Here is a 26,545-nt window from a genome sequence, read left to right on the forward strand (position 1 = left end):
GTCAGGCTCGGGCCGCCGATCCCTGCGGGGTGCCCTTGATCAGCTGGGCGAACGGTCACGGCCATTCCGCCTTGAACCTGTATCGGCTTGCACCTTAGCCGCGATCCTGCCAGGGCGTCACCCGCGGGCCCAAGTCTTGTCGCGCCGCGCAAAGACCACGCAGAACAGAGACGGGGTCATGAAGGACGCCGTCCTTTTCTGGCCATGATCCGCCGATCTGGCGGTCTGGAAGGTCATCGCAGGGCCGGGCCAAACCCTTTCGCACCGGGGCAAGGCTTGGCAAGCGCGCGGCCTTGCGTGTAAGACGGGGACGAATGATGGGAGAGACTTTGTGAGCAACCCCGATAGCTTCATCGACGAGGTGACCGAAGAGGTGCGCCGGGACCGGCTTTTTGCAGCCATGCGCAAATATGGCTGGATTGGCCTTGTGCTGGTTGCCGCCGTCGTCGGTGGCACGGCTTGGCAGGAATGGCAGAAATCCGAACGCGCGGCGCAGTCGCGTGCCTTTGGTGACGCGATTCTGAAGGCAACCGAAAGCGGCACGGCCGATGAACGCCGTGCGGCCCTTGCGGCCATCCCGGCAGCGGGCGAACAAAAGGCCGTGCTGGATCTGCTGCTCGCTTCGGACCCGGAGGAAAACCCTGCCGCGACGCTGGAGGCGCTGCGTGCGATCGAGGCCGATCTGACCTTGCCGCAGCTCTGGCGTGATCTGGCGGTGCTGCGCCGTGTCGGCCTGCAAGGCAAGGAACTGCCCCTATCTGAGCGTCGTGCAGCCCTTGAACCGCTCGCGGTGCCGGGACGCGTTTTCCGCCCGATGGCCGCAGAGCAGCTGGCCTATCTGCTGGTCGAGGAGGGGAAGTCGTCCGATGCGATTACGGCGCTGCAGGCGCTGACGCAGGATCAGGATGCGCCCGGGGGCTTGCGCAACCGCGCCGCGCAGATGATTGTCGCCCTTGGGGGCGTGCCCGAACAGGGCTGAGGCCTGAATCGCCGAAAGGCAATGCCGCAGGCGCGGGCCCGCCCGCCGTTTGCGTTGATACGGAGTGCAGAGCGTGCCGCCGATGAAAACCGCGATCTCCAGCCTGGCGCTTCTGGCGCTGCTTGCCGCTTGCGAGAAGGAGGTCATTCTGCCGGGTGAGCGGTTCGGCACCAGAACCCCACTGGAAGACAGTGTGGCGACCACGACCAACCCTGCGCCGCGCGATGGTCAGTCCGTGCAGGTGAATCAGTCGGTGCCGATCGCGCTGCCCGCCGCAGTCGCCAATGCCGATTGGACCCATCGTGGTGGCAATGCCCGTCACCTGCCACCGCATGGCGCATTGTCGGCCGCCCCCGTGCGGATCTGGAGCGCGAGTATCGGCCAGGCCTCGACCCGTCGCAACCGGATCTCTGCCGCGCCTATCGTGGCCGATGGCCGGATTTTCACGCTGGATGCGGAAATGGGGCTGCACGCGACCGCGCTGAACGGTGCGCCGCTGTGGGGCAGCGATTTGACCCCGCAGGGCGACCGCCGGTCGGAAGTGTCGGGCGGCGGCATCGCCTATGGTGCGGGCCGGGTGTTCGTGGCAACCGGCTATGGCGAGCTGATCGCGGTGGAACCGGCATCGGGCCGGGTGATCTGGCGCCAGCAGCTTGGGGCCTCGGTCGCAGGTGCGCCTGCGGTTGAGGGCAATACCGTTTATGTCGTCGGCCGTGACAGCGCCGGATGGGCGGTGAATGCAACCGACGGCAAGGTGCTGTGGCAGATCGACGGGACCACCGCCAATACCGGGATGGTCGGATCCTCGGCACCGGCGATCACCGACCGTCTGGTGATCCTGCCGATGCCGTCGGGCGAATTGCGGGCCGTGCTGAAATCGGCCGGGGTCGAGGTCTGGGAGGCCGAGATTGCCGGCGGTCGTCTGGGGCGCGCCTATGCGCTGATCTCGGATGTCACGGGCGATCCGGTGGTTGTGGGCGACACGATCTATGCCGGCAATGCCTCGGGGCGCAGCTATGCCGTCTCGGGCAATGGCGAGACGTTGTGGTCGGCCCCCGAGGGCGCGCTTGGCCCCGTGCTGCCGGTGGGCGGATCGGTCTTTCTGGTGAATGATCAGGCAGAGCTGGTGCGTCTGGATGCGGCCACCGGGACGGTGATCTGGAAAGCCGAGATGCCCTATTTCGATGCGGTGAAGCCCAAGAAGCACAAATCGATCACCGCGCATTATGGCCCGGTTCTGGCGGGCGGCCGCATCGCGGTCGCCTCTGGCGACGGGGTGCTGCGCTTCTTCTCGCCGCAGACGGGGGCCATGGTCGGCAGCGCCGAGATCCCCGGCGGGGCGGCGGCCCAACCGGCTTTGGCGGGGGGCATGTTGCTCGTTGTTGGCCAGAACGGGCAACTTCACGCTTTCCGTTGACCCGTTTTGGGTGTAACGGCAGGCGCTTGACCGTATGACAGGCCCCAAGGGGCGCGCCCACGGAGGGCCAGATGACCTTTACACTCGCCATTGTCGGCCGCCCCAATGTCGGCAAATCGACGCTGTTCAACCGGCTGGTCGGCAAGAAGCTGGCGCTGGTCGATGACCAGCCCGGGGTGACGCGCGATCTGCGCGAGGGCGATGCAAAGCTGTTCGACATGCGCTTTACCGTCATCGACACCGCAGGCCTTGAGGAAATAACCGATGACAGCCTGCAGGGCCGGATGCGCCGCCTGACCGAGCGCGCGGTGGACATGGCCGATATCTGCCTGTTCATCATCGACGGCCGGGTGGGGGTGACCGCCACGGATGAGGTCTTTGCCGATATCCTGCGCAAGAAGGGGGCCAAGGTCATCCTTGGCGTGAACAAGGCCGAGGGCAAGGCGGGTGACGCGGGCGCGCTGGAGGCCTATAGCCTGGGCCTGGGTGAGCCGGTTCGCATGTCTGCCGAACATGGCGAGGGGATGGATGATCTCTATTACATCCTGCGCCCCCATAGCGAAGCGTTCGAGGAACGTGCCGCATTGGATGCGCCGCTGGTCGATGTCGATATCCCGGAAGACGAGGCCGAGCTGGAGGCGGATGAAAACGCCCATAAGCCGACCGAACGCCATCCGCTGCAAATCGCGGTGATCGGGCGCCCGAATGCCGGGAAATCGACGCTGATCAACAAGATCATCGGCGAAGACCGGCTGCTGACCGGGCCCGAGGCCGGGATCACCCGCGACGCGATCTCGGTGCGCAACACCTGGTTCGGCACGCCGACCCGGATCTTCGACACTGCCGGGATGCGCAAGAAGGCCCGCATCAACGACAAGCTGGAAAAGCTGTCGGTGGCGGACGGGTTGCGCGCCGTGCGCTTTGCCGAGGTCGTGGTGGTGCTTCTGGATGTGGAAATCCCCTTCGAGGTGCAGGATCTGCGTATCGCGGACTTCGCCGAGACCGAGGGCCGCGCCGTGGTGGTTGCGGTCAACAAATGGGATCTGGAAGGCGAGAAACAGGAAAAGCTGGCCGAGCTGAAAGAGATGTTCGAACGTCTCTTGCCGCAGCTGCGTGGTGCGCCGCTGATCACCGTATCGGCCAAGACCGGCCGGGGCCTCGACCGTCTTCATGCCGCAATCCTGAAGGCGCATGACATCTGGAACCGCCGCATCCCGACCGCGCGACTGAACAGCTGGCTGGGTGCCATGACCGAGGCGCATCCGCCGCCGGCACCGGGCGGCAAGCGTATCAAGCTGCGCTACATGACGCAGGTGAAGACCCGCCCGCCGGGCTTTGTCGCCATGTGTTCGCATCCCGATCTGATGCCGGAAAGCTATCGCCGCTATCTGGTGAACGGGCTGCGCGACCATTTCGACATGCCGGGCACCCCGATCCGGGTGACCTTCCGCGGGCAGGGCGACAAGAACCCGTTCAAGAACGCGAACAAGTTCCGCACGCCCTCGCGCCTGCGCAAGCATATGGAAGGCCGCAAGGACTGACACTCCGGCACGCGCGATTTTTCGTCGAAAAATCGTGGCCATTTGGTGGATGGTCTTTCAAAGGTCCAAATTCGGTCATGCCGGGATGCCATCGTCCCGGCATGATGGTTTTGAAATCCCTTGATTATGAACGCTCTGCCCGCCGCGACCTGACGGTCTGGCTGATGCTGCTGGTGGGTCTGGGGTTTCTGGCGGCGGGTCTAAGCGTGGTGCCGGAGGAAAACTGCAATGCCGCAGGCGAATGCGCGCCATGGCTGGTGCCGGTTGCCAAATGGATGGGGGCGGGTTTCGCGCTGATGGCGGCGGGGCAATTGCTGGCAAATCCAACGCGCGGATGCCGGATCGATCCCGAAAGCGGGGATCTGATCTGGTGGAAGAACCGCAATGCCGCATTTCCGGGGCAGGCGGGGCGGATCGCGCCCGCGCAGATCGCCCGCATCACCCTGCGTCGGGTCAGCGAGGGCGATGATGCGATCAGCCTGTTTGATCAAGATGGCCAGCGGCAGTTCTGGTTCGATGCCGAGGTGCTGCCCTGGCCACAGGATCGTTGGCTGAAGGCGCTCGTCGCGCGCCATCCGCATATCAAGCTGGAGATCAGCGGCTGAAGCGGTGCCTTACTGCTCACGCCGGAAGGCGGTTGGCGATTTGCCGACCTGATGCTGGAAGGCGCGGGTGAAATAGGCGGGCGAGTTGAAGCCAAGGCTTTCGGCGATGATGCCCACCGGCAGATCGGTCTCTTTCAACAGTCGCCGCGCCTCGAAAATCAGCCGGTCATGCAGCAGCGCCGAGGCGGGCCGGCCATTGGCCTGACGGCAGCAGCGCGTCAGATGGGTCGGTGTCACGCCCAGTTGCGCGGCAAATTCCGCAACGCCGCTGCCGGAGCGAAAGTCACGCTCCAACAGGGCCGTGTAGCGCGCAACCAGCCGCCGCGCGGCATCGGGCCGGCTTTCGGGGCTGGATTTCGCAATCTGGCGTTCCAGCCACACGCCCAGCAGGCCAAGATAGGCCTGTGCCGCGCGGTCGCTGGCCGGGCTGTCCGAGGCCAGCTCACGCCCGATGGCGTCGAGGGTGACGTTCAATTCCTGCGCGGCAAAGGTCTCGCGGATGCGCAGATGTTGCGGCTCTTTCGGCAGGGTGACTGCGCAGTCACGCCCAAAGAACACAGCCGTTCCAAAGACTTGCGGGCCAACCTCAAAGCCGTGCATCACGCCGGCCGGGATGAAGATTGCGTTATGCGCGGTATAGCCCCGCGTCACACCCGCCACGGTGATCCGGCCCTGACCCTTGGTGAACCACAGCAGGCAGGCCTCGGAATAGGCGCGCATCGCCTCCACCCGCCAGCGACCGCCCGCCGCAAGGCGCGGGATAGCGACAAGACGCAACGAGGAGGGGGCGGAGTGGTCTTCCATGATGGGCTTTCGGCAGCAACGGCTTCGGAACGGGGCAGATAACGGCAACCAATCACAAGGCGACCCCGGCAGTTAACCCGTAGGAAGCAGATAACCCAAGCAGAAATATGGCGAAACCGGCGGCATGTGCAGAAAGTCGCGTCTTATCCCCGGGCTTCTGTCAGCCTGTGGATAAGTCTGGTCGAATCTCGGTCCAATCGGTCATGCGGGCACGGAACCAGCTGCGTTGCCGCTTGGCATATTGCCGCGAGGCGAGCTTGGCGGCCGCAACCGCAGTCTCCAGCGGCATTTCGCCCTGCAGATGCGCGATCAACTCCGGCGCGCCGATCGCGCGCGCCGAGGGGCGCAAGGGTTGCCAGAAGGGCAGTTCTGCCCGTGCTTCCTCCAGCGCGCCCTGTGCCATCATCTGGTCGAATCGCAGATTGATCCGTGCATTGAGCCAATCGACAGCCGGGCGCAGCACGAAAGCCGCGCAAGCGGTGCGCGGCAAAAGCGGTGGCGGCGTATCGCGCTGCCATGCCGCCAGGCCTCGGCCTGTCGCGCGCAACACTTCCCAGGCGCGCTGGACGCGGGCCAGATTGGCCAGATCGGTGCGCGCGGCTGTGGCTGCATCCAGCGCCGCAACCATTGCTGCCGGATCACGCTGGCGCAGGGCGTCGCCCTCGGCGCGGATATCGGCGGGAATCGGTGGGATCTCGGCCAGCCCCTCGGTCAGCGCCATGAAGTAAAGCCCGGTGCCGCCCACGATCACCGGGCGCGCGCCTTCGGCAAGGATCCCTGCAACCTCGCGCAGCCAATGCCCGACAGAATAGGCATCATCGCGTCCGATATGGCCATAAAGCCGATGCGGCGCCGCGGCCTCTTCGGTGGCGGAGGGACGCGCCGTCAAAAGTCGCCAGCAGTCATAGACCTGCAAGGCATCGGCATTGACCACGACCCCGCCCTGCGCCGCCACGATGCGCATCGCCAAGGCCGATTTGCCGCTGGCCGTCGGCCCCGCGATCAGGACCGGCTGATCGGGCGCGAGTGTCGCCAAAACCTCGTCCACGCCTGCTCCTTCTTCATCTTCCAAATATTCCGGGGGCGGGCCCCACCTTCAACAACAGTCTCGGACGGCCCCCGTCCTGCCCCAAAGGCCCAGGCTGGCCCTCGCCTGTGCCATTCGTGGGATGGCCGGTGTTTTCGGGCTTGTCCTCTGGTCCGGCCCGGCGATTTGCCATTCCCGCCGTCAGGCTTTGCGTCCCCGGTTGAACCTTGCGCCGTTTTCCGACATTTTGCGCCGCGACAAAAGCCCCACAATCCAGATTTGCCAACCAGAAGGGATCCCCCATGACCGCTGCCGATGCCGCCACCCCAGCCGTGAAATACAAGCGCGTCATGCTGAAGATTTCCGGGGAGGCGCTGATGGGCGATCAGGGCTATGGCCTGCACCCGCCGACCGTCGCGCGCATCGCGCAAGAGGTGAAATCGGTGCGCGACATGGGCGTCGAGGTCTGCATGGTGATCGGCGGCGGCAATATCTTCCGCGGCCTTGCCGGATCGGCGCAGGGGATGGAACGCACCACCGCGGATTACATGGGGATGCTCGCCACGGTGATGAACGCGCTGGCCATGCAATCGGCGCTGGAGCAGATGGGCGTCTTTACCCGCGTGATCAGCGCAATCCCGATGGATCAGGTCTGCGAGCCCTATATCCGCCGGCGCGCCGTGCGCCACCTGGAAAAGAAGCGCGTCTGCATCTTCGCGGCAGGCACTGGCAACCCCTATTTCACCACCGATACGGCCGCGACCCTGCGCGCCAATGAAATGGCCTGCGAGGCGATCTTCAAGGGCACCAAGGTGGATGGGGTCTATGACAAGGACCCCAAGAAGAACCCCGATGCCAAGCGGTATGACACGGTCAGCTATGATGAATGCCTGGCCAAGCATCTGGGCGTGATGGATGCGTCAGCCATTGCGCTGGCGCGCGACAATGATCTGCCGATCATCGTCTTCAGCTTGGATGAGCCGGGCGGCTTCCGCACCATTCTGGCGGGCGAGGGCACCTATACCAAGGTCACCGGCTGAGACCGGCATCCGGGCCTGTGCGATTTTTCGCCGAATAATCGTGCCCCCACCCGGATGCGATACATCCCGAGAGGGCCCGCCGTGATGCGGGCCTTGTGGCTTTGCCCGGCCCGGATCGCAATGACGGCATCGGAAAGGTGTCACCATGTGGGCACCACCGGCAATGTGCCTTTGGAAACAGGGGATTGGGCGCGGGCATTGCGGGACGCCCCGGCATCCGGGCTTGACGCCCCGGCACAGGGGGGCATCACAGCCGATCGGCGCTGCCCGTTTTGTCTACGAAGCCTGATCCAGTTGGCACAAGGTCGCCCGGCCTTGCGCATCCCCCGACCGGGTGCCCGGTTGGCCGGCCGCCGGAACGCCGCAGCCCCGTGGCGCAGGACGCGTTGGTCCTGCATCGGCGGCAAGATGATCAGGCCGCTTGCGGGGCTCTATACCCGATGGACGCCATGTCTTATAGAAGCGTAAACCTCCCGGCTGTAAGCCGGTCGGCAGAATTAGGAAGGATCCCCATGTCTGACGATCTCGAGATCGACCTTGACGCCATCGAGCGCCGGATGGATGGCGCAATGAACGCGCTCAAGATGGAATTTGCATCGCTTCGCACCGGCCGTGCCTCGGCCCAGATCCTCGATCCGATCCAGGTCGATGCCTATGGCCAGATGACTCCGATCAACCAGCTTGGCACTGTCAACGTGCCCGAGCCGCGCATGGTGGTCATCAATGTCTGGGACAAGGGCATGATTGCCAAGGTCGAAAAGGCGATCCGCGAATCCGGTCTGGGGATCAACCCCGTCACCGACGGGCCGCTGATCCGCCTGCCGATCCCCGAACTGAACGAAGAACGCCGCAAGCAGCTGACCAAGGTCGCTGCGGGTTACGCTGAGGCCGCCAAGGTCGCGATCCGCAATGTGCGCCGTGACGGCATGGACCAGATCAAGAAGGCCAAGGCTGCCGGCATGGGCGAGGATGACCAGAAGATGTGGTCCGACGAGGTGCAGGACCTGACCGACAAGCATATCGTGCAGGTCGACAAGGCGCTGGAAATCAAGCAGCAGGAGATCATGCAGGTCTGAGGACCTGCGTGATCCGCGCATGAGGGGCAGATCCTTGGCCACCCGCGACACCGCCTCAACCGCCGCCATTGCCGGGTCCGGCCGCAAGGTGGAGCATGTCGCCATCATCATGGATGGCAATGGCCGATGGGCGACCGAACGCGGCTGGCCGCGGCTGGTCGGCCACCGCAAGGGTGCCGAGCGCGTGAAAGAGATCGTGCGCTGTGCGCCCGATCTCGGCATCCGCTGGCTGACGGTCTATGCCTTTTCGACCGAGAACTGGAAACGTTCCACCGAAGAGGTTCTGGGGCTGATGGCGATCTTTGCGCGCTATATCGAGCGCGAGGCGGATCGGCTGGCGGCGGAATCGGTGCGGATGCGCTTCATCGGCGACCGCTCGCGTCTGGACCCCAAGCTGCAACGCCTGATGGCCGGGATCGAGGCGCGCACTGCTTCCTATGACCGGCTGAACTTCACCATCGCAATCAATTACGGCGGCCGGGATGAGATCACCCGTGCGACGCGTGACATCGCGGCGGCTGTGGCGGCAGGGCTGTTGAAGCCCGAACAGGTGACCGACCAGTTGATCGCGCAGCATCTGGATACCGCCGATCTGCCCGACCCCGATCTGGTGATCCGCACCTCGGGCGAAACCCGAACCTCGAATTTCCTGCCCTGGCAGGCGGCCTATGCCGAATACGAATTCACCGAAACGCTCTGGCCCGATTTCAGCCCGGCCGAGCTGGAGCGTATCGTGTCGCGCTTTGGCAACCGGGAACGTCGCTTCGGCGGGGTAGTGGGCGCATGAGCGGGGGCAGCTGGACCGACCTGATGCCACGCGTCGTCTCTGCCGCCGTCATGGTGGTGATCGGGGGGGCCGCAATCTGGCTGGGCGGGGTGCCCTTCGCCGCATTGGTGATTCTGGCGGTTGGTGCCATGGCATGGGAACTTGCGCGCATGACCGCAGGCCCGGGCACCGTGCCAGCAACGGTGATCGGCCTGCTGGCAGCGGTGGCCATGGCGGGGCTGGTCACCATTCCCGGCTATGCCCGTCTGGCGCTTTTGCTGGTTCCCGCACTGGTGGGCAGTTTTGGCAACCGTCGTGATCCAGGTCTCTATGTGGCCTATGCGCTGCTGATCATGCTGACCGGGATCGGCCTTGTGCTGCTGCGCGAGCTGGGCATCGTGATGATCCTGTGGATCGTTACGGTCGTGGTGACCTCGGATGTGCTGGGCTATTTTGCCGGGCGCAGCCTTGGTGGGCCAAAATTCTGGCCAGCAATCAGCCCGAAGAAAACCTGGAGCGGCACCGTTGCCGGCTGGATTGGCGCGGCGCTGATTGGGACCGGCTTTTTTCTTGCGGGATATGGCGGGATCAGCCTGATCTGGATTTCCGTCCTTGTGGCCTTTGCGGGCCAGTTGGGGGACATTGCTGAAAGCGCGATCAAGCGGCGGGCAGGGGTCAAGGATGCCTCCAACCTCTTGCCGGGTCATGGCGGGGTGATGGATCGGTTCGATGCACTCTCGTTTGCCGTGGTGCTGGTGATGATCCTGCTGTTCATCCTGCTGCCGCAGGGCTTCGTCGGGGGCTGATCGGATGCGGCGGATTTCGATCTTCGGTGCCACCGGCTCCATCGGTGAGCAGACCATTGACCTTATGCGCCATTGCGGCGGCGCGCAGGCCTTTCACACCGTTGCTTTGACCGGCGGGCGCAATGTGGCGCGGCTGGCCGAACAGGCGCGCGAGCTGCGGGCCGAGATCGCGGTCACCGCCTATGAGGATTGCCTGCCCGCCTTGCGCGCGGCGCTTGCGGGCAGCGGCATTCCGGCGGCGGCGGGCGAGGCGGCATTGCTGGAGGCCGCGGACCGCCCGGCGGACTGGATCATGTCGGCCATCGTGGGGGCGGCCGGGCTGGCCCCGGGCTTCCGGGCGCTGCGCCACGGCACCACGCTGGCGCTGGCCAACAAGGAAAGCCTTGTCACCGCGGGCCCGCTGCTGCTGGCCGAGGCCGCGCGGCATGGTGCCCGCATCCTGCCGGTGGATAGCGAACACAGCGCGATCTTTCAGGCCCTTGTCGGTGAGGATATGGCGGCGGTCGAACGGATCGTGCTGACCGCCTCGGGCGGGGCGCTGCGCGACTGGCCGCTGGAGCGGCTGGCGCGCGCCACCGTGGCCGAGGCTTTGGCCCATCCGAACTGGTCAATGGGGCAGCGCATCACCATCGACAGCGCGTCGATGTTCAACAAGGCGCTGGAGGTTATCGAGACCCGCGAATATTTCGGCGTGGCCCCCGAACAGGTCGAGGTGATCGTTCACCCGGAATCGATCATCCATTCGATGGTGGGTTATCGTGACGGCGCGATCATGGCGCATCTGGGCGTGGCCGATATGCGCCATGCCATCGGCTATGCGCTGAACTGGCCCGCGCGGTCGGCGCTGCCGGTGGCGCGGCTGGATTTCACCACGCTTGGCAGCCTGACCTTCCGCCCGGCCGATGAGACCCGCTATCCGGCGCTGCGCCTTGCACGCGAGGTGATGGCGGTGCGGGGCCTGGCGGGAGCTGCCTTCAATGCCGCGAAAGAGATCGCTCTCGATCATTTCATTGGCGGTGGCATCGGCTTTGCCGATATGGCCGGGATCGTCGAGGAGACGCTTGACTTTCTTTCGGGCGGTGGGGGTCTTGGAAATGCCCCATTGTCGCTGGATGACGTGCGGGAGATGGACCGGATCGCGCGGGCCAAGGCGGCGGCATGTGCCGCCGGGTTGACGGCGCGGCGCGCGGGCTGAGCAGATAGGGACAACAGGGTAACATGGTCGGTTTGCTGCCGGATTTCGGCAATTTCGCCCTGACGGTGCTGGCATTCATTGCGGCGTTGTCGGTGATCGTCGCGGTGCATGAATATGGCCATTACATCGTCGGACGCTGGACCGGCATCCATGCCGAGGTGTTCAGCCTTGGTTTCGGGCCGGTTCTGGCCAGCCGGGTCGACCGGCATGGCACGCGTTGGCAGATCGCGGCGCTGCCGTTTGGCGGCTATGTGAAATTCCTTGGCGACAGCAACGCGGCCTCGGGCAAGGATGGTGAGGCGATCTCGGCGCTGACACCCGCTGAGCGCCGGCACACCATGCATGGTGCGCCGCTTTGGGCGCGCGCTGCGACCGTGGCGGCGGGGCCTGTCTTCAACTTTGCCATGTCGATTGCGATCTTTGCCGCGTTCTTCTGGGTGAACGGGATCGCAACAGATCTGCCGGTTGTGGGCAAGCTGACAGCGATCCCCGGTGCCGTGCAGGAATTGCAGCCGGGCGACCGCATCACCAGCGTCGATGGCACCGCGACCCCGGACCTCAAGACCTTCTCGGACGTGATCGAATTGCTGCCGCCCGCCGCTTCCGCCCGTTATGGGGTGGAACGCATGGGGGCGCAGACCGAGGTGACCGGCCCCTATCCTTTCCCGCCGCTGGTCAGCCAGGTGCAGCCGCTGTCGGCCGCCGCCGAGGCCGGGATGCAGGATGGCGATTATGTGCTGGCGCTGAATGGCACGCCCGTGCAGGCCTTCAACCAGATGCGCGACATCGTGGGTGCCTCCGATGGTCAGCCGGTTACGCTGTCGATCCTGCGGGCGGGCCAGCCGATGGAAGTGGTGGTGATGCCCAAGCGCGTCGATCTGCCCAAGCCCGAGGGCGGATTTGAAACCCGCTGGCTGCTTGGCCTGTCCGGCAGGTTGATGTTCGACCCCGAAACCCGGGTGCCGGGGCCGCTGGAAGGTGCCTGGCTGGGCGTGAAACAGGTCGGCAATGTCATCTCCACCAGCCTGTCGGGGCTGGGGCATATGGTGGCGGGTCAGATTTCCACCTGCAACATGCAGGGGCCCATCGGCATCGCGAAAACCTCGGGCGCGGCGGCCTCGATGGGGCTGTCCAGCTTCATCTGGTTCATTGCCCTGCTGTCCACCGCCGTCGGCATGATGAACCTGTTTCCGATCCCGGTGCTGGATGGCGGGCATCTGCTGTTTCACGCCTATGAGGCGGTGATGCGCCGCCCGCCGTCAGATGGGGCGATGCGGGTTCTGATGGCGACAGGATTGGCGCTGCTGCTGAGCCTGATGCTGTTCGCGCTGCGCAACGACATCTTCTGCCCCTGAGGCGCGTGACCTGACCCCGCCTGCCGAATGGCTGGCGGGTTTCCGCCCATATCCTGCCACATTTCCCGGCTATTTTCGGCGAAACAACTGAGGGTGTCGGGATGCAAACCGTTGTCAAAGGCTATCGCGGGTTGAGCTATCTTGTCGGGCTCAATTGGGACATGATCTTCGTTCTGGCGACCTTGGGTGCGGCGCTTTCGGTGGGCGCGTTTCTGGGTCTGCAAATGGCTCCGCTGCGCTGACGGCGCGATCGGATCACCCCCTGGTCCGGTTGATCTGGCCGCATCATGCAGGAATATTGAAGGGCGCGCCAAGGGGCTGCGCCCTTTTTGCGTTTTCGGACCGGCTTGGTGGTCCGGCGCGGGGGCAGGTTCGGGGATTGTCGCTGAGCGGATGCACGCGGATCGACTGGGCGCCGCAGGGCCTTGATCTGCCAGCGGATACCGGCCGCGCATCGCCTCTATTCACAGCAATCTGACCGGGCTTTGCCGCAGCTATGGTGGCTGCTGCGCCTTGGGCCGCAAATGCTGGTCTGCCTTTTGACAAGGCGGGGCTTTCAAGCTAGTCAGGTGGCAACATTTTGCATCGGATAGGACGGGCCATGGGTGAGGCATTGCGGGCGCAGTCGCGTGGGAGCAGGATCAGGGCCCGGTTGCTGCGTGGCGTGGCTGTCAGTGTTTTCCTTGGCGCAGCAGGGGTTTCGCTGCCGATCTTTGGACAGGCGCGGGCGCAGGGCTACAGCTTTTCGACGGTCACCGTCGAGGGCAACCAGAATGTCGACGCCGCGACAATCGTGAAACTGACCGGAATCGGGCGTGGTGAATCCATCAGCGCGGGTCAGTTGAATGACGCCTATCAGGGCCTGCAGAAATCCGGGCTCTTCGAAGAAATCGCGATCGAGCCGCAGGGGGCGCGCCTGGTGATCCGGGTCAAGGAATATCCGATCGTCAATGCCATCAACTTTGAGGGCAATGCCCGGATGAAGGATGAGGTGCTGGCGGGCGTCATCCAGTCCAAGGCACGCCGTGTCTATTCGCCCGCATTGGCCGAGGCGGATGCCGCCTCGATTGCCGAGGGGTACCGCGAGCAGGGCCGTCTGGCCGCCACGGTGACCCCCAAGATCATCCGCCGCACCGCCAATTCGGTCGATCTGGTGTTCGAGATCACCGAAGGCAAGACGGTCGAAATCGAGCGGCTGTCCTTTGTCGGCAACCGCGCCTTCACCGACCGCCGTCTGCGCCAAGTTCTGGAAACCAAGCAGGCCGGCCTGTTGCGCACCTTCATCAAACGCGACACCCTGCGCCCTGAACAGCTGGAGTTGGACAAGCAGCTTCTGCGCGATTTCTACCTGTCGCGGGGCTATATCGACGCGCAGATCCTGGATGCTGCCGCCGAGGTCGCGCGTGAGCGGGACGGGGTCTTTGTGACCTTCACCATGCAGGAAGGCCAGCAATTCCGATTCGGCACCATCTCGGCGGTGAGCGAGATCGAGGGGCTGGACGCGGCCGAGTTCGAGGCCGCGCTGCGCGTGTCTTCGGGCGGCGTCTATTCGCCCGCCGTGATCGAGAACAATATTGCGCGTCTGGAAAACCTTGCCTTGCGCAAGGGGCTGAACTTTGTCTCGGTCGAGCCGGTCATCACGCGCAATGAGCGGGACCGCCTGCTGGATGTGGCGTTCACCCTGAAGCGCGGCCCCCGTGTATTCGTGGAGCGCATCGATATCGAAGGCAATACGACGACTCTCGATCAGGTGGTGCGCCGCCAGTTCCGCACGGTCGAAGGCGACCCCTTCAACCCGCGCGAAGTGCGTCAATCCGCCGAACGTATCCGCGCACTTGGCTACTTCGCCGATGCCAAGGTCAATTCCGAACCGGGTGGTGCGCCCGATCAGGTCGTGGTGAACGTGGATGTCGAGGAACAGCCGACCGGGTCGCTGTCCTTCGGGGCCTCGTATGGGGTGGCCTCTGGTGTGGGCTTCAATATCGGCCTGCAGGAAACCAACTTCCTCGGTCGTGGCCAGACCGTGGGCTTCAGCGTCTCGACCGGCTCGGACAGCACCGACAGCTCGATCACCTTCATCGAACCCGCATTCCTTGGCCGTGACCTGCGTTTCAAGTTCAACGCCTTCTACCGCGTCACCGACAATGACAATGCAACCTATGATACCCGCTCGATCGGGATCATTCCGGCCATCGAATTCCCGATCAGCGAGAATGGCCGGCTGGAAACCCGCATTTTTGCCAAGGAATCCAAACTTTCGGATCTCTATGCAGGGCGGATCGACGATCCCGACACCACGGATGTGGATGAGTTCGATCTTGGCACTTCCCCCATCATCGTGCGCGATGCGGATCGTGGCGGGCTGCTGACCACGGGCGTCGGCATGACCTATAGCTATGATACCCGTCTGACCGGGTTGAACCCCAATGGCGGTGTCCTGCTGCGCTTTGGGGTGGATTATGGCGGGCTCGGCGGGGATCTGGATACGGTGACAGCGACGGCGCTGGCGCTGGCCGAGACCCGCGTCTGGAACGAAGAGGTCGCGATCCGCGCCATCTTTGAGGGCGGTGCCATTCACATGCTGGATGACGAAAACAGCCGCATCACCGACCGCTTCTTTGGCGGCAGCAAGATCCGTGGCTTTGAGCCGGCAGGGATCGGTCCGCGCGATCTGGCCTCTGACGATGCACTGGGTGGCAATATGTTTGCCGTCGCGCGGTTCGAGGCTGATTTCCCGATCGGTCTGCCCGAGGAATATGGCATCAAGGGCGGTGTTTTCGCCGATTTCGGCTCGGTCTGGAGCCTGAATGACGTGGCGGGCTGGAATGGCGTCACGGTGGATGACGGTTTCCATCTGCGTTCGGCGGTTGGTTTCTCGGTGTTCTGGGATACCCCGATCGGGCCGCTGCGCTTCAACTTCTCGAAGGCCTTGGCGAAACAGGATTACGACAAGGAACAGAACTTCGACCTGACGATCTCGACCAAGTTCTGACATGTCGCGCCCGGGGAAAGATCGCGGGATGCGGGGGGGGGGCTTTCCCGGCCCTTTCATCCCCGCCCGTCATGCTTTTGGGCGCAGGAAACGCGGCTGCGCGATTGTGACACTTGTGGCGCTGCCGCTTGCTCTGCTGGCCAGCCCGCTTGCGGCGCAGCACGCTGGCGGGCAGGCGGGAAGTGGTGGCCCTGCTGTCGCGCCGCAGGCCTATTCCCGCATCGCGGTGATCTCGCGCGAGGATCTGTTTCTGCGGTCGGCTTTCGGTGCCGCGATGCTGGCGCGCAGCGAGGCCGAGCGTGACGCCCTGCAAACCGAGAACCAGCGTCTGGATGCTGCCCTTGAGGCCGAGGAACGCGATCTGACCACCCGACGCGCGGGCCTGCCTGCGACCGAGTTCCGCAAGCTGGCCGCCGCCTTTGACGAGCGGGTGCGCGGCATCCGTGCGGCGCAGGAAACCAAGGCCCGCGATGTCACGCGCCGGGCCGAGGAGGATCGCGCCACTTTTGGCCGCGCTGCCGCCCCGGTGATTGCGGCGCTGATGGCTGATCTGGGGGCCTCTGTCGTGCTTGACAAGTCAACGGTGGTGCTGTCGCTGGATGAGGTCGATATCACCGATCAGGCCATTGCCCGCATCGATGCCGTGCTGGGGGCAGGACCTGCAGCACCCGATGCGGCGCCTGCCGCCAATCCCTGACCATCCTCTGACCCGAACCCGATCCGCTGCCGCGTGACCGCGCAGCCCCGACAGGAGACCTACATGTCCGAGACTGCCCCGCTTTCTGCCGATATGGCGCTGATCCAGCGGATCCTGCCGCATCGTTACCCGTTCCTGCTGGTCGACAAGGTGCGCGACATCTTCGTCAATGAAAGCTGCGTGGGCATCAAATGCGTCACCATGAACGAGCCGCAATTCACCGGGCATTTCCCGGATATGCCGGTCTTTCCGGGCGTGCTCATCATCGAGGCCATGGCGCAGACCTCGGGCATTCTGGTCGGTTTGTCGATGGATCTGGTGGACAAGAACGCCAAGGTCTTCTTCATGGGTGTCGACAATTGCAAATTCCGCCGCAAGGTTGGCCCGGGCGACGTGCTGGAACTGCATGTGAAGGCGCTGCGCGGTGGCGGCAAGGTCTGGAAATTCGAGGGTCGCGCCATGGTCGATGGCGAACTGGCCTGCGAGGCCACTTTCATGGCCATGATCGAAGTGCCGAAGGCCTGATGACATGAGCGAAACCGAAACCCGCATCCACCCGATGGCCGTGATCGAACCCGGTGCCGAAATCGGCCCGGGTTGCGAGATCGGCCCCTTTGCCGTGATCGGTGCCGAGGTCACGCTTGGCCCCGGTGTGGTGGTCAAGCCGCATGGCGTGGTCACCGGCTGGACCGAGGTGGGCGCGGGCACGGTGATCTTTCCGGGTGCCGTGGTGGGCGAGGTGCCGCAGGATCTGAAGTTTCGCGGCGAGCGCACGCGTCTGAAGGTCGGCGCGCGCTGCAAGATCCGCGAGGGGGCCACGCTGAACACCGGAACTGAGGGTGGCGGCGGGCTGACGCAGATCGGCGATGACGTGCTGATGATGACTGGCAGCCATGTCGGCCATGATGCGATTGTGGGCGACCGGGTGGTGCTGGCCAATCAGGCCGCCATTGCCGGGCATTGCCATATTGGCGATGACGTGATCGTGGGCGGTCTGTCGGGCGTGCATCAATGGGTGCGCGTCGGGCGCGGCGCGATCATCGGCGCGGTCACCATGGTGACCAATGACGTGGTGCCCTATGGCCTCGTGCAAGGGCCGCGCGGCGTGCTGGACGGGCTGAACCTTGTCGGCCTGAAGCGCCGCGGGGTGGAGCGGTCGGAGATCACCGCCCTGCGCGCCGCCTATCAGATGCTGGCGCAGGGCGAGGGGTCGTTTCTGGATCGCACCCGGCGTCTTGCCGATGAAACCGAAAGTGTCCATGTGCGCGAGATGACAGATTTCATTCTTGCTGCCACCGACCGCAGCTTCCTGACGCCGAAATGAGCCGGATCGCCATCATTGCGGGCGCGGGCCGCCTGCCTGTAACCCTCGCTGCGGGGCTGAATGCGCCGCTGATCTGCGCGCTGGATGGCTATGCGCCCGAAGGGCTGGCGGTAGATTTGACCTTCCGTGTGGAACGGCTGATGCCTTTCCTGCGCGCCCTTGCGGATGAGGGGGTGGAGCAGGTCTGTTTTGCCGGCGCGGTGCAGCGCCCGCGGCTTGACCCTTCGCTGTTCGATCCGGCCACGGCGCAGATGGTGCCACGGCTGCTGGCGGCGATGCAGGGCGGTGATGACGCCACGCTGCGCGCGGTGATGGCGCTGTTCGAGGAACATGATTTCGCCGTTGTGGCGGCGCAGGACCTGCTGCCCGAGCTGGTGCCTGGGCCGGGCGTGCTGGTGGGGGAACCCGGTGACGCTGACCGGCGCGACGCGGATCGCGCGGCCAGCATCGTGGCCGCCCTTGGTGCGGTCGATGTGGGGCAGGGCGCGGTGGTGGCGCAGGGGCTTTGCCTTGCCGTTGAGGCCCTGCCGGGCACCGATGCCATGCTGGACTTTGTGGCCAGAACGGCCCGTCGCCCCAACCCCAATGGCGCGCGCGGGGTCTTCTTCAAGGCCCCGAAACCGGGGCAGGATCGCCGCATCGATCTGCCGGTGCTGGGGCTTGATACGCTCGCGCGCGTTCATGCGGCGGGGCTTGCCGGCATCGCCTTTCAGGCGGGTGGCGTGATGCTGCTGGACCGTGCCGCGATGCTGGCCGAGGCCGCGCGCCTTGGCCTGTTCCTCTGGGCGCGGGAATGACGCTGTTTCTGGTCGCCGGAGAACCTTCAGGCGACCGGCTGGGGGCTGCGCTGATGGCCGGTCTGCGGCAGCTGGAAACGGATGTCCGTTTCGCCGGCGTCGGCGGGCCGATGATGCAGGCCGAGGGCATGACCAGCCTGTTCCCGATGGAAGAACTTTCGGTGATGGGCATTGCCGAGGTGCTGCCGAAGTATTTCCACCTCAAGCGCCGCATCCGTGAGACGGCCGAGGCGGTGATTGCGTCCGGCGCGCGGGCGCTGGTGACCATTGACAGCCCGGATTTCTGTCTGCGCGTCGCGCGGCTGGTCAAGGCCGCGCGCCCGGATCTGCGCTGTATCCATTATGTCGCGCCCTCGGTCTGGGCCTGGCGACCGGGGCGCGCGGTCAAGATGGCCGAGGTGATCGACCATGTTCTGGCGATCCTGCCGTTTGAGCCGCCCCTTATGACCGCCGCCGGGATGAGTTGCGATTTCGTGGGCCACCCGGTGGTGGCAGAACCGCTGGCAAGCCCGGCGGAACGCGCGGGCTTTGCAGGTGACGGCCCGCTGATCCTGACCCTGCCGGGGTCAAGACGCGGTGAGGTCACGCGGCTGGTGCCGACCTTGGGTGCGGTGCTGGCGCGGGTGCAGGCGGTGCATCCCGGCCTGCGCGTGGCGCTGCCCACTGTTCCGTCAGTAGAGGGGCTGGTGCGCGAGATGACGGCAGCCTGGCCAGTCAGGCCCCAGATCATCACCGATGCGGGCCAGAAGCGCGGGGCCTTTGCGAGCGCCGATCTCGCGCTTGCAGCCTCTGGCACGGTGTCGCTGGAACTGGCCGCCAATGCCTGCCCGATGGTGATTGCCTATCGGCTGCACCCGATCAGTTTCTGGTTGATGCAGCGTGCGGCACTGATCGATACGGTGACGCTGGTCAATCTGGTGTCAGAAAGCCGGGCCGTGCCGGAGTTTCTCGGCCCTGAATGTCGCGTTGAGACGATCACGCCCGCGGTTCTGGATCTGCTGGCAAATGGCGCGGCCCGCGCCGCGCAGATGGCTGCGATGGATCTGACCATGCAACGTTTGGGCCGGGGCGGTGAGGCCCCGGGCCTGCGCGCGGCGCGTTCGGTCCTTTCGGTTCTCTGACCGCGAGGCACGCACGGATTTTCGACGAAAATCCGTAGCCCTGAATGGAGCATTTTCGACGAAAACCCGGCGTCCTGAACGGATCATCTTGACGAAAATCCGTAGCCCCTAGGCGACCCGCAGCCCTGATCCGATCAGCGGCCGCGCCAGATCCAGCCGCCGCCCAGGATGCGCGAGCCTTCGGGGGCGTAGAACACGCAGGCTTGACCGGCGCTGACGCCGTCTTCTGGGTTCAGCAGTTCCACCTCGGCCTCGGTCGCCGAGATCGGACGGATCACCGCAGGCCGCGGTGGCCGTGTGGAGCGCACCTTCACATTCACATGCCATTCCGCCTGACTGTCGAGCGGCGCATCGCCCAGCCAGTTCACCTCGCGCACCGGCACGATGCGGGTCGACAGCGATTCTTTCGGGCCGACCACGACGCGGCGCAGATCGGGGTCCAGGCGCACCACATAGACCGGATCGCCAAGGCCCCCGATGCCCAGACCCTTGCGCTGGCCGATGGTGTAATGGATGACGCCGCGATGCTGCCCCAGCACCCGGCCCTCCAGATCGACGATCTCGCCGGGCTCTGCCGCGCCGGGCCGCAGCTTCTCGATCACCGCCGCGTAATTGCCGTTCGGCACGAAGCAGATATCCTGACTGTCGGGCTTGTCAGCAACCGGCAGCCCGTATTTCGCAGCCAAGGCCCGTGTCTCGGCCTTGGAGTGCAGATGCCCCAGCGGAAAGCGCAGGTAATCCAGCTGTTCCGGTGTGGTGGAGAACAGGAAATAGCTCTGGTCGCGATTGGCATCGGCCGCGCAATGCAATTCGGCACCAGTATCACCCATCTTGCGCTGGATGTAATGTCCGGTTGCCATGCAGTCGGCCTCCAGATCGCGGGCGGTGGCCAGCAGATCCTTGAACTTCACCCGCTCGTTGCAGCGGATGCAGGGCACCGGCGTCGCCCCTGCCAGATAGGCATCGGCGAATTCCTCGATCACCGCCTCGCGGAAGGTGTTCTCGTAATCCAGCACATAATGCGGAAAACCCATGGTCTCGGCAACGCGGCGCGCGTCATGGATATCGCGCCCGGCACAGCAGGCCCCCTTTTTCGCCAGCGCCGCACCGTGATCGTAAAGCTGCAAGGTGACGCCAACCACGTCATAGCCCTCGTCCTTCAGCATCGCCGCCACGACAGAACTGTCGACGCCACCTGACATGGCGACGACCACACGGGTCTCGGAAGGGGGTTTGGGCAACCCCAACGAGTTCAAAGGCAGATCGAGCATGGGTCCGGGTCCGATGGCCCTGCGCAGCGCGCGCGGGCGATAGGCTGCAATATATGAAAATGCTGTGCAGTCTCAAGATGCGGCTTCACCCTTGTTTAAGCGCGATCGCGGAAACTGGCGCAAGTCAGAAGGGGTCGGATATGTATCTCAAACGTGTTGATGGGCCGCGCCAGATCACGCTGCCGGATGGGACCATCCTGTCGCGGGCTGACCTACCACCGGCCGATACCACCCGCTGGGTGGCTTCGCGCAAGGCTGTGGTGGTGAAGGCCGTGCAATATGGGCTGCTCGCCGAGACAGAGGCGCTGGAACGGTATGCCCTGTCGGAGGAGGAATTCGCGCTTTGGCGCCAGGCAGTGGAAAAGCACGGCGAAAAGGCCCTGAAAGTGACGGCGATCCAGAAGTATCGACAACTTTAAGTTGTTTTTCGTTCCGCCCATGGCAGAGTAACCGCCAGTTAACCATTGCCACGCAGTATCAGTGATGTGTTTGGCGCTGGAGCGGAGAAACCTGATGCGCATCTTGTTGGTGGAGGATGATCCCACGACCTCGCGCAGCATCGAATTGATGCTGACCCATGCCAATCTTAACGTCTTCTGCACCGATCTGGGGGAAGATGGGATCGATCTGGCCAAACTATATGATTACGATCTGATCCTGCTGGATATCAACCTGCCGGATATGAGCGGGCATGAAGTGCTGCGGCAATTGCGGCTGGCCCGGATCGAGACGCCGATCCTGATTCTTTCCGGTGCCGATGACACCGAAAGCAAGCTGCGCGGCTTTGGCTTCGGTGCCGATGATTATATGACCAAACCCTTCCATCGCGAGGAACTGGTGGCGCGGATCCATGCGATCATCCGCCGGTCCAAGGGCCATGCCCAATCGGTGATCCGCACCGGCCGCGTCTGTGTCAATCTGGATGCCAAGACCGTGGATGTGGAAGGCAAGACCGTGCATCTGACCGGCAAGGAATATCAGATGCTGGAGCTGCTTTCGCTGCGCAAGGGCACCACACTGACCAAGGAAATGTTCCTCAATCACCTTTATGGCGGCATGGATGAGCCGGAGCTGAAGATCATCGATGTCTTCATCTGCAAGCTGCGCAAGAAACTGGCCGAGGCCACGGGCGGTCAGAACCATATCGAGACGGTCTGGGGCCGTGGCTATGTGCTGCGCGATCCGACGCCCTTGGAAATTGATCGCCGCTTTGCCCTTGGGGCGTGATCAGGGCGCGCCTGATCGCTTTACCTCGCGCCCGGCCTTGCCTAAATCTGGGGGCCAGAGCGGAGGAACCCATGGCCGAGTTGCAGCCCGTCAGTGAAATGTCCGAGCGTGATGCGCTGCAAGAACTGGCCCGACTGGCCAAGGCGCTGTTGCAGGCCAATGCTGCCTATCACCAACTGGATGCACCGCAGATCAGTGATGCCGAATATGATGCGCTCAAGCGCCGCAATCTGGAGATCGAGGCCCGTTTTCCGGCGCTGAAACGCGATGACAGCCCCTCGGATCAGGTGGGCGCTGCGCCCGCGGAGGGGTTTGGCAAGATCCGGCACGCGGTTGCGATGCTCAGCCTCGAAAATGCCTTCGAGGACAGCGATGTGGCGGATTTCGTGGCGCGCATCCGTTCCTACCTTGGCCATGAGGGTGCGCTTGCCTTCACGGCAGAGCCCAAGATCGACGGGCTTTCCCTGTCGTTGCGCTATGAAATGGGCGTGCTGGTGCAGGCGGCGACCCGCGGCGATGGCGAAACCGGCGAGAATGTCACGGCCAATGCCCGCACCATCGCGGATATTCCGCACCAGATCAGCGGTGCGCCGGATGTGCTGGAAGTGCGTGGCGAGGTCTATATGGCCCATGCCGATTTCGCCGCGCTGAACGCGCGGGCCGAGGCGGCGGGCGAAAAGATCTTTGCCAATCCGCGCAACGCCGCCGCCGGATCGCTGCGGCAACTGGATGCGGAGATCACCCGCAGCAGGCCCTTGCGGTTCTTTGCCTATGCCTGGGGGGCGGTGTCGGAGCCGCTGGCCTCGACCCAATCGGGGGCCGTGGCACGCCTGCGCGCGTTGGGCTTTCAGACCAATCCGCTGACCCGCCTTTGCTCGAGTGCCGAGGATATGCTGGCGCAATATCGCGTGATCGAGGCGCAACGCGCAACGCTTGGCTATGATATCGATGGCGTTGTCTACAAGGTGGACGATCTGGCGCTGCAGCGCCGCCTTGGTTTTCGCGCCTCGACCCCCCGCTGGGCGATTGCGCATAAATTCCCGGCGGAACTGGCCTGGACGCGGCTCGAGGCCATCGATATCCAGGTCGGCCGCACCGGCGCGCTCAGCCCGGTCGCGCGGCTGATGCCGGTCACGGTGGGCGGCGTCGTGGTTTCCAACGCCACGCTGCACAATGAGGATTACATCGCGGGCCGCAATTCGGCTGGCGCGCCGATCCGCGAGGGGCGCGATTTTCGTATTGGCGACTGGGTGCAGGTGTACCGCGCAGGCGATGTGATCCCGAAACTGGCCGATATCGACCTGGCCCGCCGCCCCGAGGGCACGGTGCCCTATGTCTTTCCCGAGACTTGCCCGCAATGCGGCAGCCCCGCGATCCGTGAGCCGGGCGATTCCGCCCGCCGTTGCACCGGCGGACTGATCTGCCCTGCGCAAGCGGTTGAGAAGTTGAAACATTTCGTCAGTCGCAATGCCTTTGACATCGAAGGTCTGGGCGCGAAACAGATCGAGATGTTCTATCCCGACCCCCTTCTTCCGATCCGAAGCCCGGCTGATATCTTCACACTGGCTGCGCGCGATGCGGCCAATCTGGCCAAGCTTGCCAATCGTGATGGCTTTGGCAAACGCAGCACCGACAAGCTGTTCGCGGCGATTGAAGATCGCCGCCGCATCTCGTTGGAACGGCTGCTGTTCGGCCTTGGCATCCGGCATCTGGGGGAAGTGGCCGCCAAGGATCTGGCGCGCCATTACAACAGCTGGCCTGCGCTGATCGAGGCGGTCGATGCCGCCCTGCCTGCGGCGCTGGCGCATCTGCAGGCCGATGCGGCCGAGGCCGAGGAACGCGCCATCGCGGGGCAACAGGGCCGCCGCGCCGAGATCGCGAAGGCGCGCGCCCACATCCTTGACGCGCTGGATCTGCCGGAGGCTGCCCGTGCCGCCTGGGCCGGGCTGCTGGCGATCGAGGGGATCGGCGCGGTGCTGGCAACCTCGCTCGTCACCACGCTGGCGCAGGGCGGGCATGAGCGGGCGGCGGTGGACGCGCTTATTGCGGAACTGCGCGAGATCATCCCGCCCGAGGCGCGGGCGACGCAAAGCCCGGTGGCGGGGCTGACCGTGGTATTCACCGGCACTCTGGAAAAGATGACCCGGGCCGAGGCCAAGGCACGGGCCGAGGCTTTGGGGGCCAAGGTCGCGGGATCGGTCAGCGCGAAGACCGATCTGCTGGTTGCCGGGCCGGGTGCCGGGTCAAAGGCCAAGGACGCCGAGAAACACGGGGTGCGTATCATCGACGAGGATGCCTGGATCGCACTGGCGGGCGAGGCCTGATGAGCCGCCCGGCAGAGCTTTTCCCGCTATTTGCCGGGCTGGAAACGCTGGAAGGCGTCGGCCCCAAGACGGCCAAGGCCATGGCGGGGCTGGGGGTTGAGCGTCCGCGCGATCTGCTGTTCGTTCTGCCGCATTCGGTGGTGGACAGGCGGCGCCGCGCCTCGCTGCGCGAGGTGATGCTGCCGGCCATTGCCACGGTCGAGGTCGAGGTCGGCGCGCATCTGCCCCCAAGGACTCGCGGCCGGCCTTACCGGATCAACGTGCAGGATGCCGAGACCGATTTTCAACTCGTGTTCTTCCATGCGCGTGGCGACTATCTGATGAAGCTGTTGCCGCCGGGCACGCGGCGGCTGGTCTCGGGTAAGGTCGAGTTTTTCGATGGCATGGCGCAGATGGTGCATCCAGATCACGTCCTGCCCCCGGATGAGGCTGGCGATCTGCCGCAATTCGAGCCGGTCTATCCGCTGGTTGCGGGTGTCACGCAAAAGGTTCTGGCGCGGGCGGTGCAGGGCGCGCTGACGCGGTTGCCGGATGTGCCGGAATGGATCGACGGGCCGCTGAAGGCGCGTGAAGGCTGGCCGGATTGGGCGGATGCCTTGCGCACGGCACATGCCCCCGAGGCGGCAGGTGACCTGTCGCCAACTGCATCTGCGCGCCAGCGTCTGGCCTATGACGAACTGTTCGCGCATCAGATCACGCTGGCCCTGGCGCGGCTGCAAGCCCGGCGCGGCAAAGGGCAGGCGACGCGCGGCACCGGGATCTTGCAGGCCCGGGTTCTGGCGGCGCTGCCCTATCAGCCGACCGCGGCGCAGAGGCGTGCGGTGGCCGAGATCACCGCCGATATGGCATCGGACCAGCGGATGAACCGGCTGCTGCAAGGGGATGTCGGGGCGGGGAAGACTTTGGTCGGCTTTCTTGCGCTGCTGGCGGCGGTGGAGGCGGGCGGGCAGGGCGTCTTGATGGCTCCGACCGAAATCCTCGCCCGTCAGCACCTGGAGGGCTTGCAGCCCTTGGCCGAACTTGCCGGACAACGGCTGGAGATTTTGACCGGCCGCGACAAGGGGGCGGAACGGGCGGCAAAGCTGCGGGCGCTGGCCGAGGGGGAGATCAAGGTTCTGGTCGGCACCCATGCCGTTTTTCAGAAGGACGTGTTTTTCAACGACTTGCGGCTGGCCATTGTGGATGAACAGCACCGTTTCGGCGTCTCGCAACGGATGGAGCTGGGGGCAAAGGGCGCGGCGGCGGATGTGCTGGTGATGACCGCGACGCCGATCCCGCGCAGCCTCGCGCTGGCCAGCTATGGTGATATGGATGTCTCGGTGCTGGATGAAAAGCCGCCGGGCCGCAAGCCGGTGAAGACGGTTCTGATCACCACGCAGCGTATCGACGAGGTGGTGGCCCATCTTGCCCGCGCCATCGCCGAGGGGCGGCAGGCCTATTGGGTCTGTCCACTGGTCGAGGAGAGCGAGGTGCTGGATTACGCCAGTTCCGAAGCCCGGTTCGAGCATCTGCGCGCCGCCCTTGGCGATTGCGTGGGTCTTGTGCATGGCCAGATGGCCCCGGCTGACAAGGATGCCGCGATGGCGCGGTTTGTCGCCGGGGAAACCCGGGTTCTGGTCGCAACCACAGTGATCGAGGTGGGCGTGAACGTGCCCAATGCCTCGATCATGGTGATCGAGCGGGCCGAGATCTTTGGTCTGGCGCAGTTGCACCAGTTGCGCGGAAGGGTTGGCCGCGGGGCCGCGCAATCGACCTGCCTGCTGATGTATCAGGCCCCGCTGAGCGAGGGCGGAGAGCGCCGCCTGACCATTTTGCGTGACACCGAAGACGGGTTCCGCATTGCCGAAGAAGATCTGGCGATGCGCGGGGCGGGGGATCTGATCGGCACCGCGCAATCCGGCTTGCCGCGATTTCGAATCGCGGATCTGGAACGTCAGACCGCCTTGATGGATATCGCGCAAAGCGATGCCCGGCGTTTGCTGGCGGATGACCCCGATCTGACCGGCCCGCGAGGCCGCGCGGTGCGCAGCCTGCTCTGGCTGCTGGATCAGGATCGGGCGATCCGGCTGATTTCTGTCGGCTAAACAATTCAAGCACTTGTGACCCTTTTGGCGCGGAACCCTGCGGCGTTCCGAGGCGTTGTTCTCATATGTTCTGAAATGTTCTCAAAAAGTTCTTTAC

General features: G+C 64.7%; 24 protein-coding genes. 21 read left to right on the plus strand and 3 right to left on the minus strand.

The features are described 5' to 3' along the window. The first annotated feature begins 331 nt into the window (after positions 1-331). The 4 genes from GBJ34_RS10615 to GBJ34_RS10630 all read left to right on the plus strand — a co-directional run bounded on the left by GBJ34_RS10615 (position 332) and on the right by GBJ34_RS10630 (position 4,542). A complete protein-coding gene (locus tag GBJ34_RS10615) occupies positions 332-979 on the plus strand; it encodes a hypothetical protein (protein WP_151719242.1) in 648 nt (215 codons plus the stop codon). Positions 980-1,061: 82 nt separating this feature from the next. Then, on the plus strand, positions 1,062-2,396 hold the full coding sequence (locus tag GBJ34_RS10620; protein WP_151719348.1) for an outer membrane protein assembly factor BamB family protein: 1,335 nt from the start codon (positions 1,062-1,064) through the stop codon (positions 2,394-2,396). 71 nt (positions 2,397-2,467) lie between these two features. Continuing rightward, a complete protein-coding gene (der, locus tag GBJ34_RS10625; protein ID WP_151719243.1) occupies positions 2,468-3,937 on the plus strand; it encodes a ribosome biogenesis GTPase Der in 1,470 nt (489 codons plus the stop codon). Between the two features lie 101 nt (positions 3,938-4,038). Then, positions 4,039-4,542, plus strand: coding sequence for a hypothetical protein (locus tag GBJ34_RS10630; protein WP_151719244.1), 504 nt, complete (start codon positions 4,039-4,041; stop codon positions 4,540-4,542). A gap of 9 nt (positions 4,543-4,551) precedes the next feature. On the opposite strand, the gene GBJ34_RS10635 is transcribed toward GBJ34_RS10630, so the two are convergent. Both GBJ34_RS10635 and miaA read right to left on the minus strand, forming a co-directional pair. Next, positions 4,552-5,346, minus strand: coding sequence for an AraC family transcriptional regulator (locus GBJ34_RS10635; protein ID WP_151719245.1), 795 nt, complete (start codon positions 5,344-5,346; stop codon positions 4,552-4,554). A 160-nt stretch (positions 5,347-5,506) separates the two neighbouring features. Further along, positions 5,507-6,394 carry a tRNA (adenosine(37)-N6)-dimethylallyltransferase MiaA gene (gene miaA, locus GBJ34_RS10640; protein WP_151719246.1) on the minus strand — a complete coding sequence of 296 codons (888 nt, stop codon included), beginning with the start codon at positions 6,392-6,394 and terminating at the stop codon, positions 5,507-5,509. A gap of 281 nt (positions 6,395-6,675) precedes the next feature. Here miaA and pyrH point away from each other — a divergent pair, with 281 nt between their 5' ends. The 13 genes from pyrH to lpxB all read left to right on the plus strand — a co-directional run bounded on the left by pyrH (position 6,676) and on the right by lpxB (position 19,542). Continuing rightward, the gene (pyrH, locus tag GBJ34_RS10645) at positions 6,676-7,413 is read left to right on the plus strand and encodes a UMP kinase (protein ID WP_151719247.1); all 738 of its coding nucleotides are present in this window, start codon (positions 6,676-6,678) and stop codon (positions 7,411-7,413) included. Between the two features lie 512 nt (positions 7,414-7,925). Next, positions 7,926-8,489 (plus strand): ribosome recycling factor, encoded by a 564-nt coding sequence (frr, locus tag GBJ34_RS10650; protein WP_151719248.1) that lies wholly within the window; start codon positions 7,926-7,928, stop codon positions 8,487-8,489. Between the two features lie 109 nt (positions 8,490-8,598). Further along, complete coding sequence (gene uppS, locus GBJ34_RS10655) at positions 8,599-9,276, plus strand: polyprenyl diphosphate synthase (protein WP_404811425.1); 678 nt, start codon at positions 8,599-8,601, stop codon at positions 9,274-9,276. Further along, entirely contained in the window at positions 9,273-10,061 is a 789-nt protein-coding gene (locus GBJ34_RS10660) for a phosphatidate cytidylyltransferase (protein WP_151719250.1), read from the plus strand. The genes uppS and GBJ34_RS10660 overlap by 4 nt, the downstream gene beginning before the upstream one ends. Before the next feature lie 4 nt (positions 10,062-10,065). Then, positions 10,066-11,256, plus strand: coding sequence for a 1-deoxy-D-xylulose-5-phosphate reductoisomerase (gene dxr, locus GBJ34_RS10665; RefSeq protein ID WP_151719251.1), 1,191 nt, complete (start codon positions 10,066-10,068; stop codon positions 11,254-11,256). Positions 11,257-11,279: 23 nt separating this feature from the next. After that, the gene (gene rseP / locus GBJ34_RS10670) at positions 11,280-12,611 is read left to right on the plus strand and encodes an RIP metalloprotease RseP (protein ID WP_151719252.1); all 1,332 of its coding nucleotides are present in this window, start codon (positions 11,280-11,282) and stop codon (positions 12,609-12,611) included. Positions 12,612-12,712: 101 nt separating this feature from the next. Beyond that, a complete protein-coding gene (locus GBJ34_RS20545; RefSeq protein WP_192931189.1) occupies positions 12,713-12,853 on the plus strand; it encodes a hypothetical protein in 141 nt (46 codons plus the stop codon). A 359-nt stretch (positions 12,854-13,212) separates the two neighbouring features. Continuing rightward, a complete protein-coding gene (gene bamA / locus GBJ34_RS10675; RefSeq protein WP_151719253.1) occupies positions 13,213-15,603 on the plus strand; it encodes an outer membrane protein assembly factor BamA in 2,391 nt (796 codons plus the stop codon). 106 nt (positions 15,604-15,709) lie between these two features. After that, complete coding sequence (locus GBJ34_RS10680) at positions 15,710-16,300, plus strand: OmpH family outer membrane protein (protein ID WP_192931190.1); 591 nt, start codon at positions 15,710-15,712, stop codon at positions 16,298-16,300. Positions 16,301-16,363: 63 nt separating this feature from the next. Further along, entirely contained in the window at positions 16,364-16,825 is a 462-nt protein-coding gene (gene fabZ / locus GBJ34_RS10685; RefSeq protein ID WP_151719255.1) for a 3-hydroxyacyl-ACP dehydratase FabZ, read from the plus strand. 4 nt (positions 16,826-16,829) lie between these two features. After that, the gene (gene lpxA, locus GBJ34_RS10690) at positions 16,830-17,624 is read left to right on the plus strand and encodes an acyl-ACP--UDP-N-acetylglucosamine O-acyltransferase (RefSeq protein ID WP_151719256.1); all 795 of its coding nucleotides are present in this window, start codon (positions 16,830-16,832) and stop codon (positions 17,622-17,624) included. Beyond that, positions 17,621-18,421, plus strand: coding sequence for an LpxI family protein (locus GBJ34_RS10695; protein ID WP_151719257.1), 801 nt, complete (start codon positions 17,621-17,623; stop codon positions 18,419-18,421). The genes lpxA and GBJ34_RS10695 overlap by 4 nt, the downstream gene beginning before the upstream one ends. Then, positions 18,418-19,542, plus strand: a complete 1,125-nt coding sequence (lpxB, locus tag GBJ34_RS10700) for a lipid-A-disaccharide synthase (RefSeq protein WP_151719258.1) — start codon at positions 18,418-18,420, stop codon at positions 19,540-19,542. Before GBJ34_RS10695 ends, lpxB begins: the two co-directional genes overlap by 4 nt. Positions 19,543-19,676: 134 nt before the next feature. Here lpxB and mnmA read toward each other — a convergent pair whose 3' ends face one another. Then, the gene (mnmA, locus tag GBJ34_RS10705) at positions 19,677-20,813 is read right to left on the minus strand and encodes a tRNA 2-thiouridine(34) synthase MnmA (RefSeq protein WP_151719259.1); all 1,137 of its coding nucleotides are present in this window, start codon (positions 20,811-20,813) and stop codon (positions 19,677-19,679) included. A 140-nt stretch (positions 20,814-20,953) separates the two neighbouring features. Between mnmA and sciP the strand changes: the two genes are divergently transcribed. The 4 genes from sciP (at position 20,954) to recG (ending at position 26,448) form a co-directional block, all read left to right on the plus strand. Further along, positions 20,954-21,232 carry a CtrA inhibitor SciP gene (sciP, locus tag GBJ34_RS10710; RefSeq protein WP_151719260.1) on the plus strand — a complete coding sequence of 93 codons (279 nt, stop codon included), beginning with the start codon at positions 20,954-20,956 and terminating at the stop codon, positions 21,230-21,232. A gap of 94 nt (positions 21,233-21,326) precedes the next feature. Continuing rightward, entirely contained in the window at positions 21,327-22,040 is a 714-nt protein-coding gene (gene ctrA / locus GBJ34_RS10715; RefSeq protein ID WP_151719261.1) for a response regulator transcription factor CtrA, read from the plus strand. A 71-nt stretch (positions 22,041-22,111) separates the two neighbouring features. Further along, positions 22,112-24,364 carry an NAD-dependent DNA ligase LigA gene (gene ligA, locus GBJ34_RS10720; protein WP_151719262.1) on the plus strand — a complete coding sequence of 751 codons (2,253 nt, stop codon included), beginning with the start codon at positions 22,112-22,114 and terminating at the stop codon, positions 24,362-24,364. Then, positions 24,364-26,448, plus strand: a complete 2,085-nt coding sequence (gene recG / locus GBJ34_RS10725; protein WP_151719263.1) for an ATP-dependent DNA helicase RecG — start codon at positions 24,364-24,366, stop codon at positions 26,446-26,448. Before ligA ends, recG begins: the two co-directional genes overlap by 1 nt. The last annotated feature ends 97 nt before the right edge of the window (positions 26,449-26,545 follow it).

It is taken from the genome of Gemmobacter serpentinus, from assembly GCF_008973825.1.
GTDB classification, from domain to species: Bacteria; Pseudomonadota; Alphaproteobacteria; order Rhodobacterales; family Rhodobacteraceae; genus Gemmobacter; species Gemmobacter serpentinus.

Coding starts and splice junctions, on each gene's coding strand:
- GBJ34_RS10620 (WP_151719348.1), top strand. CDS start 1,062: ATGAAAACCGCGATCTCCAGCCTGGCGCTTCTGGCGCTGCTTGCCGCT.
- der (WP_151719243.1), top strand. CDS start 2,468: ATGACCTTTACACTCGCCATTGTCGGCCGCCCCAATGTCGGCAAATCG.
- GBJ34_RS10630 (WP_151719244.1), top strand. CDS start 4,039: ATGATGGTTTTGAAATCCCTTGATTATGAACGCTCTGCCCGCCGCGAC.
- GBJ34_RS10635 (WP_151719245.1), bottom strand. CDS start 5,346: ATGGAAGACCACTCCGCCCCCTCCTCGTTGCGTCTTGTCGCTATCCCG.
- pyrH (WP_151719247.1), top strand. CDS start 6,676: ATGACCGCTGCCGATGCCGCCACCCCAGCCGTGAAATACAAGCGCGTC.
- frr (WP_151719248.1), top strand. CDS start 7,926: ATGTCTGACGATCTCGAGATCGACCTTGACGCCATCGAGCGCCGGATG.
- uppS (WP_404811425.1), top strand. CDS start 8,599: ATGGATGGCAATGGCCGATGGGCGACCGAACGCGGCTGGCCGCGGCTG.
- GBJ34_RS10660 (WP_151719250.1), top strand. CDS start 9,273: ATGAGCGGGGGCAGCTGGACCGACCTGATGCCACGCGTCGTCTCTGCC.
- dxr (WP_151719251.1), top strand. CDS start 10,066: ATGCGGCGGATTTCGATCTTCGGTGCCACCGGCTCCATCGGTGAGCAG.
- rseP (WP_151719252.1), top strand. CDS start 11,280: ATGGTCGGTTTGCTGCCGGATTTCGGCAATTTCGCCCTGACGGTGCTG.
- GBJ34_RS20545 (WP_192931189.1), top strand. CDS start 12,713: ATGCAAACCGTTGTCAAAGGCTATCGCGGGTTGAGCTATCTTGTCGGG.
- bamA (WP_151719253.1), top strand. CDS start 13,213: ATGGGTGAGGCATTGCGGGCGCAGTCGCGTGGGAGCAGGATCAGGGCC.
- fabZ (WP_151719255.1), top strand. CDS start 16,364: ATGTCCGAGACTGCCCCGCTTTCTGCCGATATGGCGCTGATCCAGCGG.
- lpxA (WP_151719256.1), top strand. CDS start 16,830: ATGAGCGAAACCGAAACCCGCATCCACCCGATGGCCGTGATCGAACCC.
- GBJ34_RS10695 (WP_151719257.1), top strand. CDS start 17,621: ATGAGCCGGATCGCCATCATTGCGGGCGCGGGCCGCCTGCCTGTAACC.
- lpxB (WP_151719258.1), top strand. CDS start 18,418: ATGACGCTGTTTCTGGTCGCCGGAGAACCTTCAGGCGACCGGCTGGGG.
- mnmA (WP_151719259.1), bottom strand. CDS start 20,813: ATGCTCGATCTGCCTTTGAACTCGTTGGGGTTGCCCAAACCCCCTTCC.
- sciP (WP_151719260.1), top strand. CDS start 20,954: ATGTATCTCAAACGTGTTGATGGGCCGCGCCAGATCACGCTGCCGGAT.
- ctrA (WP_151719261.1), top strand. CDS start 21,327: ATGCGCATCTTGTTGGTGGAGGATGATCCCACGACCTCGCGCAGCATC.
- ligA (WP_151719262.1), top strand. CDS start 22,112: ATGGCCGAGTTGCAGCCCGTCAGTGAAATGTCCGAGCGTGATGCGCTG.
- recG (WP_151719263.1), top strand. CDS start 24,364: ATGAGCCGCCCGGCAGAGCTTTTCCCGCTATTTGCCGGGCTGGAAACG.